This window comes from Stenotrophomonas sp. LMG 10879 (assembly GCF_002750935.1).
In the GTDB taxonomy this organism is placed as follows: domain Bacteria; phylum Pseudomonadota; class Gammaproteobacteria; order Xanthomonadales; family Xanthomonadaceae; genus Stenotrophomonas; species Stenotrophomonas lactitubi_B.
The window spans coordinates 77,353-94,317 of the sequence record NZ_PEJT01000007.1 but is presented as its reverse complement, the minus strand read 5'-3'; the positions used below and the strand labels follow the sequence as shown (position 1 = coordinate 94,317).

Here is a 16,965-nt window from a genome sequence, read left to right as displayed (position 1 = left end):
CCACGCAGGGTATTGATCTGCGCACTACCGCAGTAGCGCCACGCCATGCGTGGCTTCAATCATCGGTCACAACGATCCACTCCCACCACGGGTAGTGGTACTCGCGATCGGTAGCGTCCCACCGAAGGCCGCAGCTGGTGCAGGCCACCCGATGCCGGTCGCCCCAGCCATCCTCGGCCACGCCCTGTTCCAGCAGCCGCACATGCCCCTGTTCGATCAGCCGGCGTGGGTTGAAGAACAGATAGTCCGGATACAGCGCGCACAGGCAGCCGCTGCGTTCACGCCAATAGCGCAGGCGGCGCAGTGCGGCTTTCAGGTGCGCATCGTTGCTGAGCAGCGCCCCGCCCAGCTGCACACCATCGCAGGCGTGTTCGATCCGTTCGGCATGGGGTGCCAGTGCGTCAAGCGTAGTGGCACTGAACAACCGCGCCAGCTGGCTGCTCGCCGCGTGGATACGGCTGGCATCGCGCGACAGCAGATCCTGCAGCAGCACGTCGGCCTGCGGATCATCCAGCCGCGGTGGCGGCGATGCGGACCCTGGCCAGCGCATCAACGGGGCCTGCCGATCGCGGCGTAATAGCCGCCGGTCAGGCGCAGCAGGTCGGCGGGTGCCAGCTCGACTTCCAGTCCACGCCGCCCCGCGCTGACATGCAACTGCGGCAGCGTCTGCGCGCTGGCATCAAGGAAGCTGCGCAGGCGCTTCTTCTGCCCCAGCGGACTGATGCCACCGACCAGATAGCCGGTTGCGCGCTGCGCGGCATCGACGGCGGCCATCTCGCATTTCTTGCAGCCGGCGGCTTCGGCCAGTGCTTTCAGGTCGAGCTGGCCGGCCACCGGCACGATCGCTACCAGCAGTTCGTGGGTTTCGGTGCTGGCCAGCAGCGTCTTGAATACCTGTGCAGGGTCCAGGCCCAGCTTTTCGACGGCTTCGCCGCCGTAGGATTCGGCATGGGCGTCGTGCACGTAGCTGTGCACGGTATGGGCGATCTTCTCGCGCTTGAGCAGGTTGATGGCCGGGGTCATGGGGGAATCGTAACGCGGCCTTTCCCTGCTGACTTGACCGAGGCTACTGCTGCATCGGCTGGTGATGGGAAGCGGCTCCCCGGCATCCCGGCGCGGGCAACTCATCACGTCCGCGATAGCCGGCAATAGATGGATCCACGTCATGCGTGGATCCACCCGATCCATCGCAGATCAGCGCGACATCGGCTGCTGCGCCTGTGCCTGTTCCTGCGCCTGCCGTTGTGTCTGTTCGGCGTTCAACGCTTCGCTCTGGCGTGTGCTGGACGGCAGGTCCTGGCCGACCGCCTGCGCAAGGTCGATGTAGGTGCGGTGCGCGGCAGGATCACCCAGCTGGCCCTGTACCGCGAACACGCCCTGGCCATCCGGGCGCGCCACCACGGTGTCCACCTGTGACATGCCGACGACCTTGGATTCGTAGGCGACCTGTCCAGCGGCATTTTCCAGCTGGCCGCGGTCATGGAACAGCGGCGAGAGCCCACCCTGGCTGCGCTGCTGTTCAAGCGCCTCCAGTTTCTCCACCACCTGCTGGTAGCGCGGATTGTCGGCGTGCCCGGGCGTGGCCATGCTCGGTGCTGCTGCGGGCGCCGCTGGTTCGGCCTGCTGCTGGCGCTGCTGGCTTGCCGCGTCCAGTGCGCCCAAGGTGCCGTTACCGGCTTTGCCGTCCACTGTCAGCTGGTGATCGCGCTGGAACTGCTGGACTGCCTGCAGCGTGCCCGGGCCAAAGTGACCGTCGGCCACCAGCGGTGCACCGTCCTTGCCCGTGTAGCCGAGGTCGGCCAGCTTCTGCTGCATGGCCTGCACTTCATCACCCTTTGTGCCGTTCACCAGCACGCCGCTGCCAGCCGGCGCACCGGGAGTGGTGGGCGAGCCGTGCGAGGGGGCATGGGTCTGGGCGATGCCCAGCTGGGTCATGGCCGTGTCGAAGCGTTCATCGCGGCTGGTCACGGCCGCAGGTGACTGGATGCCGTACTTGGTCGCATCGACGAAGGTCTGCACGTCGGCCCGGGTGGGGGGATCGCCGGCCTGGATGGTACCGCCCTGCAGCGTTTCCGCATTGCCGGACAGATAGTTGATGAACTGCGGGCCCATGCTGCCGAACTGGTTGTCATAGTCGGCCATGGCCAGCTGCAGTTCCGGGTTTGCCACGATGGCATCGGCGGCGGCCGGGTTGCTCGCACGCACCTTGGTGATGGCCTCGTCGACGCGCGCGATGGCGCTGTCCAGCTTGGCGTTGGTGAGCTGATCGATGTTGGCCTGCGGAATGGCCTGCAGCTTGGCGTCGAGCGCGGCCAGCTGCTGCGTGCTCAGCCCACCCTGCTGGGACAGCAGTTCGATGTCACCATTGCTGAAGCCGTTGTCGCGCAGGAAGCGCCTGGCCTGGGGGTTGCCGCCGACGTCGAACTGCACCAGGCCGAACGAGTAGGTGCTGGTGCCCTCCTTGGCGTAGGAGAAATGGTCCAGATGGCGGGTGTTGCCGCCCAGTTCGGTGTTGAGGAACAGGGTGGACAGCTGCTCGCGGGTGAGGGTGGAATCCGTTGCCATGGTCATCGTCCTTCAATGAGGGAAAAGGTGCGGGCCCGCCTGGCGGATGTCAGCCGGCGCAGTGCTGCTGGGTGAAGCCGAGCAGCTGGCGGGTGGCCTCGGTGCCGTAGGCGGCGGGCGCCGGCTCGATGGCGAACTGGCCGACCATCTGGTTGCTGCAAAGCTGCACGTTGCGCTTGCCGCTGGCCGTTTCCTGGGTGCAGTTGGCCGCAAGCTGGGCGTTGTGGCCGCCGCCGATGTTGGTAGCCGCCGTGCAGCCCAGCAGGCGGCCTTCCTGGCCGTTTTCGCCCAGCAGCGTGTTGAAGGTCGCCAGTTGGCTGTTGGGGTCGCGCAGCACCAGCATGTCCACGCACTGCTGCTGGCCGTCGGGCACTTCGCAGGCGTCCTGGTCGACCAGGCCGTCGCGCGTGGCCGACAGCACCTTGAGGCGGTCGGCAACTACCTGTTGCAGGCAGTGCGCGTCGCTGCACAGGTCGCGCGTGTGCTGGATCCAGCGCTGCTGCTCGGCCTGCAGCTTGGCCTTGCCGGCGGCATCGAGGGTCTGGCTTGCGGTGGCTTCGGCCTTGGCCAGCTCGCCTTCCTGCTTCAACAGGGCGGGGTCGTTGCAGATCAGGGCCTGCACCGGCGATGCCGAATCGGCGCAGGTGGTGCTGCCGGCGCTCGCTGCGGGGGCGCTGGTCGCCCTGCCGTCGGTGTTGGCCTGTCCGCTGGCTGCTGCAGGCGTCGTGGCCTGGGCATCGCCGGACGGCGGGCTGCAGGCGGCCAGCAGGGCCACGCAGCACAGGGTCATGAGGGGCTTGATGGCGCGGGTCATACGTTCACTGCTGCGCTGCATGTCTATCCTTTGATGTCTGCGTCCTGGCGCATGGCCTGCGGGCCGCAGGCATGGGGCGAACCATGGAACTGGGGGGCCGTCGGGGGGAACAGAGCGTAGCAAGCGACGTCGTAGGGCTCTGTGACAGGGCGCGCGGATCGGGCTGGCGGGTGCCGGAATGCAGAACGGGCGCCCGAAGGCGCCCGTCCGTGTGCATCCGTTACTGGGGTCAGAGCCCTTTCCTGGGGAAAGGGATCCGACCCGCGCACGGCATCAGTAGCGGTAATGATCCGGCTTGAACGGACCTTCCACTGGCACGCCGATGTAGTCGGCCTGTTCCTGGCTCAGGGTGGTCAGCTTCACGCCGATCTTCTCCAGGTGCAGGCGGGCCACTTCTTCGTCCAGCTTCTTCGGCAGCAGGTACACCTTGTTCTCGTAGCTGCCCTTGTTGGCCCACAGGTCGATCTGGGCCAGGGTCTGGTTGGCGAACGAGTTGGACATCACGAAGCTCGGGTGGCCGGTGGCGCAGCCGAGGTTGACCAGGCGGCCTTCGGCCAGCAGGAAGATCGCATTGCCGTTGGGGAAGATGTACTTGTCCACCTGCGGCTTGATGTTGACGTGCTTCACGCCCGGGAAGGCGACCAGCGCATCGACCTGGATCTCGTTGTCGAAGTGGCCGATGTTGCAGACGATGGCCTGGTCCTTCATCGCGCTCAGGTGCTCGATGCGGATGATGTCCTTGTTGCCGGTGGTGGTGACGTACAGGTCGGCACGGCCCAGGGTCGACTCGATGGTGTTGACCTCGAAGCCTTCCATCGCCGCCTGCAGGGCGCAGATCGGGTCGATCTCGGTGACCACCACGCGCGCGCCGTAGGCACGCAGCGAGGCGGCGCAGCCCTTGCCCACGTCACCGTAGCCGCAGACCACGGCGACCTTGCCGGCCAGCATCACGTCCATCGCGCGCTTGAGGCCATCGGCCAGCGACTCGCGGCAGCCGTACAGGTTGTCGAACTTGCTCTTGGTGACCGAGTCGTTGACGTTGATCGCCGGGATCAGCAGGGTGCCGGCCTGCGCCAGCTGGTACAGGCGGTGCACGCCGGTGGTGGTTTCTTCGGAGACGCCCTTCCAGTCCTTGACCACGCGGCCCCAGTAACCCGGGCGCTCCTTGGCCACGCGCTTGAGCAGGTTCTTGATCACCTGCTCTTCGTGCGAGGCGGCCTTTTCGTCGACCCAGGTGCTGCCGTTTTCCAGCTCGTAGCCCTTGTGGATCAGCAGGGTCACGTCACCGCCGTCGTCGACCACCAGTTCCGGACCGGTCAGGGTGCCGTCGGCCAGGGTGAAGGTCAGCGCGTCCAGGGTGCAGTCCCAGTACTCTTCCAGCGACTCGCCCTTCCAGGCGAACACGGGGGTGCCGGTGGCGGCGATCGCCGCAGCGGCGTGATCCTGGGTCGAGAAGATGTTGCACGAGGCCCAGCGCACGTCGGCGCCGATGTCCTTCAGGGTCTCGATCAGCACCGCGGTCTGGATGGTCATGTGCAGCGAACCGGTCACGCGCACGCCCTTCAGCGGCAGCTCGGCTTGGTACTTGCGGCGGATCGACATCAGGCCCGGCATTTCGTGCTCGGCGATGTCCAGTTCCTTGCGGCCCCAGTCGGCCAGGGTGATATCGCGGATCTTGTAATCGCCTTCGGTGGAGAAGGTCTTGGCAACAGCATTCATGCAGTAGCTCCGGTTGTGGGCGAGCGGATGCTCGCATCTGGCCGGGCGCCGTTGTTGCAAAGCCACCTGGCCGAGCCTGGCCGGTCTCAGAGGATCCGGTCGCAGCGCCCCTCGGCAGGGGAGGATGCCCATTATATCGCGCCTCCGCTGTGACACAGCGATGACCCAACCATCGGCAGATGGGCGGATGTGCATGGCCTGTTAAGGTCGAGGGCTTCACGCAGCGAACAGGTGGAACAATGATGAGCACGCACGCACGCCGCAACCGGCGCTTGACCGGCCTGGTCCTGTCGATGGCCCTGCTGGCGGTGGTCCCGCAGGCCTGGGCCGCAGCCCCGCAGGTGGCACAGACCCAAGCGCAGGGCGTGACCGGCTACGAGCTGCCCTCGGCCGCACTGCAGGCGGTGGTCGACGCCCCGCGGGCGCCGTCGCTGTACCTGTCGCCACGCCGCGATGTGGCCGCGCTGATGCAGATGCCGTCGCTGCCGTCGATCCAGGTGGTGGCACAGCCGGAGCTGAAACTCGCGGGCCTGCGCATCAATCCGAAAACCTTCTCCGACAGCCGCTTCAGCTTCGGCCAGAAGCTGTGGCTGATGAATGTGGCCGACGGCAAGGAGCGGCAGATCAGCGGGTTGCCGGCGACGTTGTCGATCGCCAGCCTGACGTGGTCGCCGGACCAGAAGTGGCTGGCCTTCAACCAGGTCGATGCCGCTACCGGTGCCAATGAACTGTGGCTGGTGGACGTGGCCGGCGGCAGTGCCCGTCGTTTGGTCGCCGGCCTGAACACCGTCCTGGGCAGTGGCTACCAGTGGTTGCCGGACAGCCGTGGGTTGGTGGTGTTCACCCGCCCGGCCAACCTGGGCGCCGCGCCGGCCGCGGATGGCATTCCGACCGGCCCGGCCGTGCAGCAGACCAGCCAGGGGGGTGGCGTGGTCTCCATCCGCACCTATCAGGACCTGTTGAAGAACGAAGCCGATGCGCGCCAGTTCGATTACTACGCCACCACCCAGCCGATGGAGGTCAGCCTGGACGGGCAGCGCCGTGCCATCGGTGCGGCCGGCATCTTCATGGGCTTTGCGGTCTCGCCCGATGGCCGCTTCGTGCTCAGTCAGCCGGTGCAGCGCCCGTACTCCTACGTGGTGCCGGTGAGCAGTTTCCCGCGCCGCATCGAAGTGCTCGACCGCAGCACCGGCAAGCTGGTGCATACTGTGGCAGTGCGTCCGCTGGTGGAAGGCCTGCCGACCGGCAACGATGCCGAAGTGACCGGCGTGCGTGACATCAGCTGGCGCGGCGACGCCGATGCCACCCTGGTGTGGGCCGAAGCGCAGGACGGCGGCGACCCGAACAAGGAGGCCAAGGTGCGCGATGCGGTGTTCATGCAGGCCGCACCGTTCGACACGCCGCCGGTGACCCTGGCCCAGCTCGGCAGCCGCTACGCCGGCATCAGCTGGGGCCGTGGCGACCTGGCCCTGCTCAACGAATCGTGGTGGAAGACCCGTCGCAGCAAGACCTGGTTGATCGCACCGGACAACGCCAGCGCTGATGCCAGGCTGCTGTGGGACCGCGATGCGCAGGACCGTTACGCCGATCCGGGTCGGCCGCTGATGACCAGCGATGACCGCGGCCGCTCGTTGCTGCAGACCACCGCCGATGGTGGCAGCCTGTACCTGGCCGGGGCCGGTGCATCGCCGGAAGGCGACCGTCCGTTCGTTGATCGCTTCGAGGTGGCCAGCGGCAAGGCGACCCGCCTGTTCCATTCGCAGGCACCGACCTACGCCGCACCGGTGACGTTGCTGGATGCGCAGGCCAGTTCGCTGCTGATCAGCCGCGAGAGCCCGGATGAACCGACCAACTTCTACGTGCAGTCGCTGGCCGACACCCATGCCGCACCGCGCGCGCTGACCCACTTCGCCCATCCGCTGCCGCAGCTGAAGGGCGTGCAGAAAGAGCAGATCCGCTACAAGCGCAAGGATGGCGTGGACCTGACCGCGACCCTGCTGCTGCCGCCGGGCTACGACCCCAAGCGCGATGGTCCGCGGCCGCTGCTGATGTGGGCCTACCCGGGTGAGTTCAAGAGCGCGGCGGCCGCCAGCCAGGTGACCGATTCGCCGTACCGCTTCAACGCGATCAGCTACTGGGGCCCGCAGGCGTTCCTGGCCAAGGGCTATGTGGTGTTGGCCAGCCCGTCGATGCCGATCATCGGCGAAGGCGACAAGGAACCCAATGACACCTACATCGAACAGCTGGTGGCCAATGCGCAGGCCGCGGTGGACGAGGTGGTGCGGCGTGGCGTGACCGATCGCGAGCACATCGCCATCGGCGGCCATTCCTACGGTGCGTTCATGACCGCCAACCTGCTCGCGCATACCCGCCTGTTCAAGGCCGGCATCGCCCGCAGCGGTGCCTACAACCGCACGCTGACCCCGTTTGGTTTCCAGGCCGAAGAGCGCAACTACTGGCAGGCGCAGGACGTGTACCAGAAGATGGCGCCGTTCAATTACGCCGACCGGATCAAGGATCCGATCCTCTTCATCCATGGCGTGGACGACAACAACTCGGGCACCTTCCCGCTGCAGAGCGAGCGCATGTTCGCTGCGGTGAAGGGCTTGGGCGGCACGGCCCGCCTGGTGATGCTGCCGAACGAATCGCATGCCTACCGCGCACGCGAATCGATCATGACCATGCTGGCCGAAAGCGAGCGCTGGCTGGAGCAGACCCTGGGTCCGGTGCAGCAGGGCAAAGCCAAGAAGAAGCGCTGACGCGCATGACGGCGCCCCCCGCAACGGGGGCCGCCTGTTCGGCAGCGCCGCCACCCGAGCATGGGCTCGGGCGCTACACGGTATGGCGCGTGATGACGTCTGTAGAGCCGAGCCCGCGCTCGGCTGCTTCTGCTGCGGATACGTGCGGCTGCGCCGCCGCCCGAGCATGGGCTCGGGCGCTACACGGTATGGCGCGTGATGACGTCTGTAGAGCCGAGCCCACGCTCGGCTGCTTCTGCTGCGGATACGTGCGGCTGCGCCGCCGCCCGAGCATGGGCTCGGGCGCTACGCGGCATGGCGCGTGATGACGTCTGTAGAGCCGAGCCCACGCTCGGCTGCTTCTGCTGCGGATACGTGCAGATGAAACCATTTCCGCATCGCAGCATCGTGCGTAATCTGGTTTAGGCTTGGGGTCTGGATACGTTGACCGAGGCCTGTGCGTCGCCGATGAACGAGTACCGCAGCAGTATCGAGTTCGCTTCCCCCGATCTTCCCCTGCGTGACGACGTGCGCCGTCTCGGTGCACTGGTCGGCGACCTGCTGGTCGAGCAGGTGTCGGCCGCTTTCCTCGATGACGTCGAGGACGTGCGTACGCGTGCCATCGCCCGTCGCGAGAACCAGGCGCCGCTGTCCGAGCTGGCCGATGGCCTGGCCGGGCGTGCGCCGCAGCAGGCCGAGACCATGGTGCGTGCGTTCAGCACCTACTTCCAGGTGGTCAACATCGCCGAGCGCGTGCATCGCATCCGCCGCCGTCGTGACTACCAGCGCGCCGTTGCCGCCGCACCGCAACCCGATGGTCTGCAGGATGCCTTGCAGCACCTGAAGGCGCAGGGCGTCGGCCTGGACGAACTGGCGCAGTGGCTGCCGCGCATCGATATCGAGCCGGTATTCACCGCGCACCCCACCGAGGCCGTACGCCGCGCGCTGCTGGAAAAAGAGCAGCTGATGGTGGCCAGCCTGGTCGACAACCTCGACGGTCAGCGCACGCCGGGTGAGGCCGCCGCCGACGCCGCGCGCTTCCGCATGGCGTTGACCGCCTCGTGGCAGACCACCGATTCCTCGCCGGTGCGTCCGACCGTGGACGATGAGCGCGAACACGTCGGCTTCTATCTGGTGCAGGTGCTGTACCGGGTCATCCCGGTGCTGTACGAATCGCTGCAGCAGGCGCTGCGTGATACCTACGGCGAGGAACTGCCGTTGCCACGCCTGCTGCGTTTCGGCACGTGGGTGGGCGGCGACATGGACGGCAATCCCAATGTGGATGCGCACACCATCCGCAACACGCTGGGTGCACAGCGCGTTGCCGTGCTGGGCCAGTACCAGAAGGAACTGCTGCAGCTGGCCAGCCTGCTCAGCCAATCCACCGAACGGGTGGGGGTGAGCGATGCACTGCAGGCGCGTGTCGCGCATTATCAGCAGTTGCTGCCGCAGGTGCAGTCGCGGCCACGCCATGCCGACATGCCGTACCGGTTGCTCAACGACCGCATGCGCGCACGCCTGCAGGCCGCGCTGGATGATGCGAACGGCGCCTATGCCGGTCCCGGTGAGCTGATCGACGACCTGCAGCTGATCCTCGACAGCCTGCGTGCGAACCGTGGCGAACATGCCGGCGGCTTCGCCGTGCAGCGCCTGCTGTGGCGGGTGAAGACCTTCGGCTTCCATCTGGCGCGGCTGGATGTGCGCCAGGAATCGAGCGTGCATGCGCGCGCGCTGGCGGCCGCGCTGGGCGGTGACGCGGCATGGGATGCGTTGGATGCAGCCGGTCGCGCCCGCCTGCTGGCGCCCCATGCCAGTGGTGAAACACCCCTGCCGGTTGGCGATGATGAGGGCAACCAGCGCCTGGATGCGGTGTTTGCCGCATTGGCCGATGCGCGCACGCGGCATGGTGGCGATGCGCTGGGCAGCTACATCATCTCGATGGCGCACGACCGTGGCGATGTGCTGGCGGTGCTGGCATTGGCGCGTCGCGGTGGCCTGGTCAATGACGCTGGCGACGTGCCGCTGGATATCGCGCCGCTGTTTGAAACCGTGGACGACCTCAAGCGTGGCACTGCAACACTGCGCGATCTGCTGGCCGATCCGGTGTACCGCGCGCATCTGCGTGCACGCGACGACGTGCAGATGGTGATGCTCGGCTATTCGGACAGCAGCAAGGACGGTGGCATTGCCGCCTCGCGCTGGGGCCTGCAACGCGCGCAGGTGGAACTGCTGGAGGTCGCGGCCGAAGCGGGCCTGCGCCTGACCTTCTTCCATGGCCGCGGTGGTTCGATCAGCCGCGGTGGCGGCAAGACCACGCACGCGGTCGATGCTTCGCCCCGCGGCAGCATCGATGGTCGCCTGCGGGTGACCGAACAGGGCGAGGTGATCCATCGCAAGTACGGCATCCGCGCGCTGGCGCTGCGTTCGCTGGAGCAGGCCACCGGTGCGGTACTGCGCGCCAGCCTGCGCCCGCGTGCCGCCGAGCCGCGCGAGGAGGACTGGCGGCCGGTGATGGACGTGGTCGCCGGTTCCAGCAGCGAGGTCTATCGGGCGTTCGTCGGCCAGCCGCGTTTCATGGATTACTTCCGCACCGCCACGCCGATCGATGTGATCGAACGGATGACGCTGGGGTCGCGGCCGTCGCGCCGGCTCGGCCAGGATGCGGCGTTGACCAACCTGCGCGCGATTCCGTGGGTCTTCGCCTGGAGCCAGGCGCGCGCGGTGATTCCCGGCTGGTATGGCGTCGGCAGCGGCCTGCAGGCGGCGGTGGATGCTGGCCATGAAGCCACGTTGCGCGAGATGGCGCGGGACTGGCCGTTCTTCCGCACCTTCCTGGATGACATCGCAATGGTGCTGTCCAAGGGCGATATCACCATCGCCGAACAGTTCTCGCGCCTGTCAGGCGAGCTGCACGATGCGTTCTTCCCGCAGGTCGAGCGCGAACTGGAACTGACCCGGCACTGGCTGCTGGCGCTGATGGAGCAGCAGACCCTGTTGGACCACGACGCGCGGCTGGCGCTGTCGATCCGCCTGCGCAACCCCTATGTGGACCCGATCAGCGTGCTGCAGGTGGACCTGCTGCAGCGCTGGCGCGAAAGCGGGCGCGAGGACGACGACCTGCTGCGCGCGCTGGTGGCCTGCGTGAATGGTGTTTCGCAGGGCGTGCAGAACACTGGGTGAAATGCATCCGCCGGGTGTGGCCCGGCGCTACCTGCTTCGGTGGATGCGGGGCTTGCCCCGCACGCCTTCATTCTTCCGGCGACGGCGGATTCGACGCCAGCAGCTCCAGATGCCGTTGTTCCATTTCTTGGCGTAGCTGGCGGCGGATCAGTGCGGCGGCCTGGCGGCGCTTCTCGTCCGAACTGGCCGGCTGCAGTGACGGAACCGGCGTCGGCCGTCCTTCCTCGTCCACCGCCACCATGGTGAAGAAGCAGCTGTTGGCGTGGCGCACGCTGCGCTTGAGGATGTCCTCGGCCACGACCTTGACGCCGATTTCCATCGACGAGGTGCCGGTGTAGTTCACCGAGGCCAGGAAGGTGACCAGTTCGCCCACCGCGATCGGCTGGCGGAACACCACCTGGTCCACCGACAGGGTGACCACGTAGCGGCCGGCATAGCGGCTGGCGCAGGCATAGGCGACCTGGTCGAGCAGGCGCAGGATCGCGCCGCCGTGGACCTTGCCGGAGAAATTGGCCATCTCCGGCGACATCAGCACGGTCATGGACAGCTGGTGGGATTTGAGTTCGGTCGACATGCGGCGATTGTATCGGGCACGCATCGCCCTTGTAGAGCCGAGCCCATGCTCGGCTGCTCTTTGTGCAGGCAAAAAAAAGCCGAGCACGGGCTCGGCTCTACAGAAAGCAGAAGGGCCGCTTGCGCGGCCCTTCGTGTTTCTTACTTCAGCTTCGCATCGGCGCGCAGGGCGGCGGCGCGATCGGTCTTCTCCCAGGAGAAGGCCGTGGCGTTGACGGTCTCGCCTTCGCCGTTGATGTAGCTGAACTCCTTCGGCTTGCGGCCGAAGTGGCCGTAGGCCGCAGTCTGCTGGTACATCGGGTGGACCAGGTCCAGCATCTTGATGATGCCGTACGGGCGCAGGTCGAAGTGCTTGCGGATCAGCTTCTCGATCTTGTCGTCGCTGATCTTGCCGGTGCCGAAGGTGGTGACCGAGATCGAGGTCGGCTCAGCCACGCCGATGGCGTAGGAGACCTGCACTTCGCAACGGTCGGCCAGGCCGGCGGCCACCACGTTCTTGGCAACGTAGCGGGCAGCGTAGGCGGCCGAACGGTCGACCTTGGACGGATCCTTGCCGGAGAACGCGCCACCACCGTGACGGGCCCAGCCGCCGTAGGTGTCGACGATGATCTTGCGGCCGGTCAGGCCGCAGTCGCCCACCGGGCCGCCGATCTCGAACTTGCCGGTCGGGTTGATGTGGAACTTGGTGCCCTTGTGCAGCCACTTGGCCGGCAGCACCGGCTTGATGATCTCTTCGCGGACGGCCTCGATGAGGTCCTTCTGCTTGATGCCCGGGGCATGCTGGGTCGACAGGACCACCGCGTCGATGGCCGAGACCACGCCGTTTTCATAGCGCAGGGTGACCTGGCTCTTGGCGTCCGGACGCAGCCAGGACAGCGGCGAGTTGCGCTTCTTGCGGATCTTGGCCTGCTGCTCGACCAGGCGGTGCGACAGGTGGATCGCCGCCGGCATGTAGCTGTCGCTTTCGTTGGTGGCATAACCGAACATCAGGCCCTGGTCGCCAGCGCCCATTTCTTCCGGCTTCTTGCGGTCAACGCCCTGGGCGATGTGCGGGGACTGCTTGCCGATCAGGTTCAGCACGCCGCAGGTGGCGCCGTCGAAGCCGACGTCGGAGCTGTCGTAGCCGATGTCCACGATGACCTTGCGGGTCAGCGCTTCCAGGTCGATCCAGGCGCTGGTGGTGATTTCGCCGGCAACGATGGCAACGCCGGTCTTGACCATGGTCTCGCAGGCCACGCGGGCGCGCTGGTCCTGGGTCAGGATCGCGTCCAGCACCGCATCGGAGATCTGGTCGGCAACCTTGTCCGGATGGCCTTCAGAGACCGACTCGGAGGTGAAGAGGTAGCTGGACATCAGGCTTAATATCCTTTGATTCGGATGGAAAGATGGGCGCGAATGATACACGGGGTGCGCCGCCTGTGCATTGTGAACCGGTATGGGTTGCCGGTGGTTAAGGTGTTGTGCCCGCCCGGGCAAGGCCTGGCGGGCATTGCGGGGGCATCGTGCACAGGCAGTGTTCCACTGGCGTGACCATTGCCGCCCCCGCCAGGCTCCGGAGGGGCCGGTGCAGGCGCCGTCATCATTCTGCCGCCAAACCGCCATCTGGCTGCCGCCTGTCGGGCGCAGGCTCTCGGCCAACCCGGCCGCCGGGCAGGAGTGGACACGCCATGCAGGAACTCGAACAGCGTCTGCAGCAACGCTATCCCGACTGGTTCCATGGCCGTCGCGGCCAACTGGCCCGGCCCCTGCTGCGCAGCGTCGGACGCTGGTCGCGGCTGGACCGGATCGAGGCGTTCCTGCGCCGCAACGCCGACGTGCGCGGCTTCGACTTCGTCGCCGCCGGGCTGGAGTTCATCGAGGGTCGCTACCACGTCGACCCTGCCGCGCTGGCGCGGATCCCGGCCACCGGACGCCTGTTGATCGTGGCCAACCATCCCTCCGGCGCGCTGGATGCCCTGGCCCTGCTGGATGCGGTCGGCCGCATCCGCCGCGACGTGCGCATCGTCGCCAACGATCTGCTGGGCGCGATCGGGCCGCTGCAGGACCTGCTGCTGCCGGTCCGCATTCTCGGTGGCAAGGTCCAGCGCACCAGCCTGCAGGCGGTGGAGCAGGCGCTGGCGGCCGAGCAGTGCGTGATCGTGTTCCCGGCTGGCGAGGTCTCGCGGTTGTCGCTGCTCGGCATCCGCGATGGTCGCTGGCAGCGGGGGTTTGTCCGTTTTGCCCGCGCCGCCGCCGCACCGGTACTGCCGGTGCGGGTGGAAGCGCGCAACTCGGCGCTGTTCTACGGCGCGTCGACCCTGTTCAAGCCGGCCGGTACGGCCCTGCTGGCACGCGAGATGTTTGCCCGCCGTGGCCGGCCGCTGCGGCTGCGCATCGGCGAACCGATGCAGCTGGGGCAGGGTGACCCCGGCGCGCAGCTGCTGGCGGTGCGCCGCGCGGTGTACGCCCTGGGGCGCACTGCGCCGGTTGCCGAAGGCTGTCCGGCAGGGCCCGAGCCGCTGGCCGCGCCGGTGCCGCCGGCACAGGTCGCCGCCGGGATTGCCGCCGCCACCGTGCTGGGGCAGACCGCCGATGGCAAACAGATCCTGCTGGCCCGCTGCGCGGCTGATTCGCCACTGCTGCTCGAGCTGGGGCGGCTGCGCGAACTGACCTTCCGCCAGGTGGGCGAGGGCACGGGGCGCAGTCGCGACCTGGACGACTTCGACCTGCACTACCAGCACATCGTGATCTGGGACGGCACCGCCCAGCGCATCGCCGGCGCCTACCGGATCATGCGTGGCGCGCAGGCATTGGCGCGCCGGGGCCTGGCCGGGCTCTACAGCGCTTCGCTGTTCCTCTATTCCGACGATGCCATCCCACGCATTGCCGAAGGCTTGGAACTGGGCCGCAGCTTCGTGGTGCCCGACTACTGGGGCAGCCGCAGCCTGGATTATCTGTGGCAGGGCATCGGCGCCTATCTGCAATGCCAGCCCGGCATCCGCTACCTGTTCGGTGCGGTGTCGATCAGCGCCGCCTTGCCACGCGACGCACGCGAGCAGCTGGTGGCCTACTACCAGCGTTACTACGGTGCGGCCGATGGTCGGGTGCAATCGAACCGGCCGTTCCAGTATTTCGCCGCGCCACCGTGCTTCGGTGAACTGGACGCGGCGGCCGCCTTCGACGTGCTCAAGGCCAACCTCGCCGCGCTCGGCACCGGTGTGCCCACCTTGTACCGGCAGTACACCGACCTGTGCGAACCCGGCGGTGCACGGTTCCTGGCCTTCGGCGTCGACCCGGATTTCAGCGACTCGATCGACGGCCTGATCGAAGTCGACCTGCACGCGATCCGGCCACACAAGCGCAAACGCTACCTGCGCGATGCGGGGATGCCGGCATGAGCACGCTGGCGAACCTGGCACCGCATCGTCGCGCCGTGTTCGTCTCCGATGTGCATCTCGGGTCGCGGCATTGCCATGCCACCGAGCTGGCGCGTTTCCTCGGCACGCTGCGCTGCGAGCGCCTGTACCTGGTCGGCGACATCATCGACCTGTGGTGGATGGCACACCGGCGCGCCAACTGGCGGCAGTCGCACAGCGAGGTCATCCTGGCCCTGCACGCGCTGCGGCGCGCCGGTACCGAGATCATCTACATCCCCGGCAACCACGACGCGTCGCTGCGCCAGGTATGTGGGCTGATGCTGCCGGCGATGCAGGTGCGCCGCCGCGCGATCCACACCACGGCCGATGGCCGCCGGCTGCTGGTGGCGCATGGCGACGACTATGACGGTGTCACTCACTTCGGCGGCCTGCAGGAGCGGTTTGGTGACTGGCTGTACTACCGCATCCTCACCGGCAACCATCTGTTGAATGCGGTGCGGCGTCGACTCGGAATGCGCTACTGGTCGCTGTCCGAATTCCTGAAGCGCCAGAGCGGTGCAGCCGAACGCTACATCGAGCGTTTCGTGCAGGCCGGTCTGGATGATGTGCGCCGTCGCGGCCTGGATGGCATCGTCTGCGGACACATCCACCGCGCCGCGCTGATCGAACGTGACGGTCTGGTCTATGCCAATGACGGCGACTGGGTGGAGAGCCTGACCGCGTTGGCCGAGGACCACGACGGCGCGTTGCGGCTGCTGGACCACAACGGGCAGACACTGGTCGAGCTGCCCGGCGCGCGATTGTCGCAGGCGGCGTAAATCGCTCCTGTAGCGTCGAGCCATGCTCGACGGGCGTGCAAGGTGTCCCCCTGTAGAGCCGAGCCCAGGCTCGGCTGTCGTGGCGCCGAACGAAGCGCAGCCGAGCATGGGTTCGGCTCTACATACACCGCGCGCAACCCGCTAGCATCGGCCGATGGACTCATTGACCCAGATCGTTCTCGGCGGCGCTGTCGCTGCCGCCATCGCCCCGCCCGGACACCGCCGTGCCGCTCTGCTGGCCGGTGCCGCGCTCGGTACCCTGCCGGACCTGGACGCCCTGTGGCTGGGCTTTGCCGCCGCCGACCCGGTGGCGAACATGACCGACCACCGCAGTTTCAGCCATTCGCTGCTGGTGCTGCCGTGGGTAGCCGCGTTGATCTGGTGGTTGTTCAAGCGCTTCGGCAAGGGCCGGGTGGCGCAGTCACCGGTGCGCTGGTTCTGGGCGATCCAGCTGGCGCTGGTCACCCATCCCGTGCTGGATGCGTTCACCGTCTACGGCACGCAGCTGTGGTGGCCGTTGCAGCCGCATCCGGCGATGGGCTCGAGTGTCTTCATCATCGATCCCGGCTACACGGTGTGGTTGCTGCTGGGCTGCGTGCTGGCCTGGTTCGGTCGCGCGCGGCCGTGGGCGGGCAAGGTGCTTGGCACTGCGTTGCTGCTCAGCAGTGCGTACCTGGGCTGGGGGCTGATCGCCAAGGCACAGGTCGACCGTGCCGCGCAGCAGAGCCTGGCCGCGATGGGCCTGGGCGACGCGCCGCGGTTCTCGGTGCCGATGCCGTTCAATACCCTGTTGTGGCGGGTGGTGGCGATGACCCCCAATGGCTACGTGGTCGGTGACCGCTCGCTGGTGGCCGACCACGCGCCGATGCGTTTCGAGGGGTATCCGTCCAACGTGCAGGCATTGCGCGAAGCCGGGGGAATTCCAGCAGTACAGCGTCTGCAGTGGTTCAACCGTGGCTTCATGCGCGCGCAGGTGGTGGACGGCCGGCTGGTGCTGAGCGACCTGCGCATGGGCCTGGAGCCGGACTACACCTTCAACTTCGCGGTGGCCGAGCAGGTTGACGGCCAGTGGCGCGCGATCGTGCCCGAGCAGCTGCGGGTGGACTACAGCAGCCCGGCCGCGCGTGCCGATGCCGGTCGCCGGTTGTCGGCCATGTGGCAGCGCATCTGGCACGAACCCGAACAGTAGATCCACGCCACGC

Annotated in this window: 12 protein-coding genes and 1 riboswitch; of the genes, 5 read left to right on the top strand and 7 right to left on the bottom strand. The window is 67.3% G+C overall.

Going from position 1 to position 16,965, the window contains the following annotated elements; genetic code table 11:
• Positions 1-55: 55 nt before the first annotated feature.
• The 5 genes from CR919_RS12515 to ahcY form a co-directional block, all read right to left on the bottom strand.
• Positions 56-550: a hypothetical protein gene (locus CR919_RS12515; protein WP_099820285.1), complete on the bottom strand. Its 495-nt coding sequence runs from the start codon at positions 548-550 to the stop codon at positions 56-58.
• Entirely contained in the window at positions 550-1,023 is a 474-nt protein-coding gene (ybaK, locus tag CR919_RS12510) for a Cys-tRNA(Pro) deacylase (protein ID WP_099820284.1), read from the bottom strand. Before ybaK ends, CR919_RS12515 begins: the two co-directional genes overlap by 1 nt.
• Before the next feature lie 171 nt (positions 1,024-1,194).
• Positions 1,195-2,565 (bottom strand): peptidoglycan-binding domain-containing protein, encoded by a 1,371-nt coding sequence (locus CR919_RS12505; protein WP_243380123.1) that lies wholly within the window; start codon positions 2,563-2,565, stop codon positions 1,195-1,197.
• A 49-nt stretch (positions 2,566-2,614) separates the two neighbouring features.
• Positions 2,615-3,379: a lysozyme inhibitor LprI family protein gene (locus CR919_RS12500; protein ID WP_243380121.1), complete on the bottom strand. Its 765-nt coding sequence runs from the start codon at positions 3,377-3,379 to the stop codon at positions 2,615-2,617.
• Positions 3,380-3,652: 273 nt separating this feature from the next.
• Entirely contained in the window at positions 3,653-5,098 is a 1,446-nt protein-coding gene (ahcY, locus tag CR919_RS12495; protein WP_099820281.1) for an adenosylhomocysteinase, read from the bottom strand.
• A 36-nt stretch (positions 5,099-5,134) separates the two neighbouring features.
• Positions 5,135-5,217, bottom strand: a riboswitch (S-adenosyl-L-homocysteine riboswitch).
• Positions 5,218-5,340: 123 nt separating this feature from the next.
• Between ahcY and CR919_RS12490 the strand changes: the two genes are divergently transcribed.
• The gene (locus CR919_RS12490; RefSeq protein ID WP_099820280.1) at positions 5,341-7,857 is read left to right on the top strand and encodes a prolyl oligopeptidase family serine peptidase; all 2,517 of its coding nucleotides are present in this window, start codon (positions 5,341-5,343) and stop codon (positions 7,855-7,857) included.
• A 447-nt stretch (positions 7,858-8,304) separates the two neighbouring features.
• Positions 8,305-11,016 (top strand): phosphoenolpyruvate carboxylase, encoded by a 2,712-nt coding sequence (gene ppc / locus CR919_RS12485; RefSeq protein ID WP_099820279.1) that lies wholly within the window; start codon positions 8,305-8,307, stop codon positions 11,014-11,016.
• 67 nt (positions 11,017-11,083) lie between these two features.
• Here the strand turns inward: ppc and CR919_RS12480 are convergent, their stop codons facing one another.
• Positions 11,084-11,590 (bottom strand): acyl-CoA thioesterase, encoded by a 507-nt coding sequence (locus tag CR919_RS12480; RefSeq protein ID WP_089238821.1) that lies wholly within the window; start codon positions 11,588-11,590, stop codon positions 11,084-11,086.
• 140 nt (positions 11,591-11,730) lie between these two features.
• A complete protein-coding gene (gene metK, locus CR919_RS12475; RefSeq protein WP_099820278.1) occupies positions 11,731-12,942 on the bottom strand; it encodes a methionine adenosyltransferase in 1,212 nt (403 codons plus the stop codon).
• A 314-nt stretch (positions 12,943-13,256) separates the two neighbouring features.
• Between metK and CR919_RS12470 the strand changes: the two genes are divergently transcribed.
• From CR919_RS12470 to CR919_RS12460, 3 genes are all read left to right on the top strand, one after another.
• On the top strand, positions 13,257-14,966 hold the full coding sequence (locus tag CR919_RS12470) for a lysophospholipid acyltransferase family protein (protein ID WP_099820277.1): 1,710 nt from the start codon (positions 13,257-13,259) through the stop codon (positions 14,964-14,966).
• Entirely contained in the window at positions 14,963-15,763 is an 801-nt protein-coding gene (locus tag CR919_RS12465) for a UDP-2,3-diacylglucosamine diphosphatase (RefSeq protein WP_099820276.1), read from the top strand. The genes CR919_RS12470 and CR919_RS12465 overlap by 4 nt, the downstream gene beginning before the upstream one ends.
• Positions 15,764-15,917: 154 nt before the next feature.
• Positions 15,918-16,952 carry a metal-dependent hydrolase gene (locus CR919_RS12460; RefSeq protein ID WP_099820275.1) on the top strand — a complete coding sequence of 345 codons (1,035 nt, stop codon included), beginning with the start codon at positions 15,918-15,920 and terminating at the stop codon, positions 16,950-16,952.
• Positions 16,953-16,965: the final 13 nt, after the last annotated feature.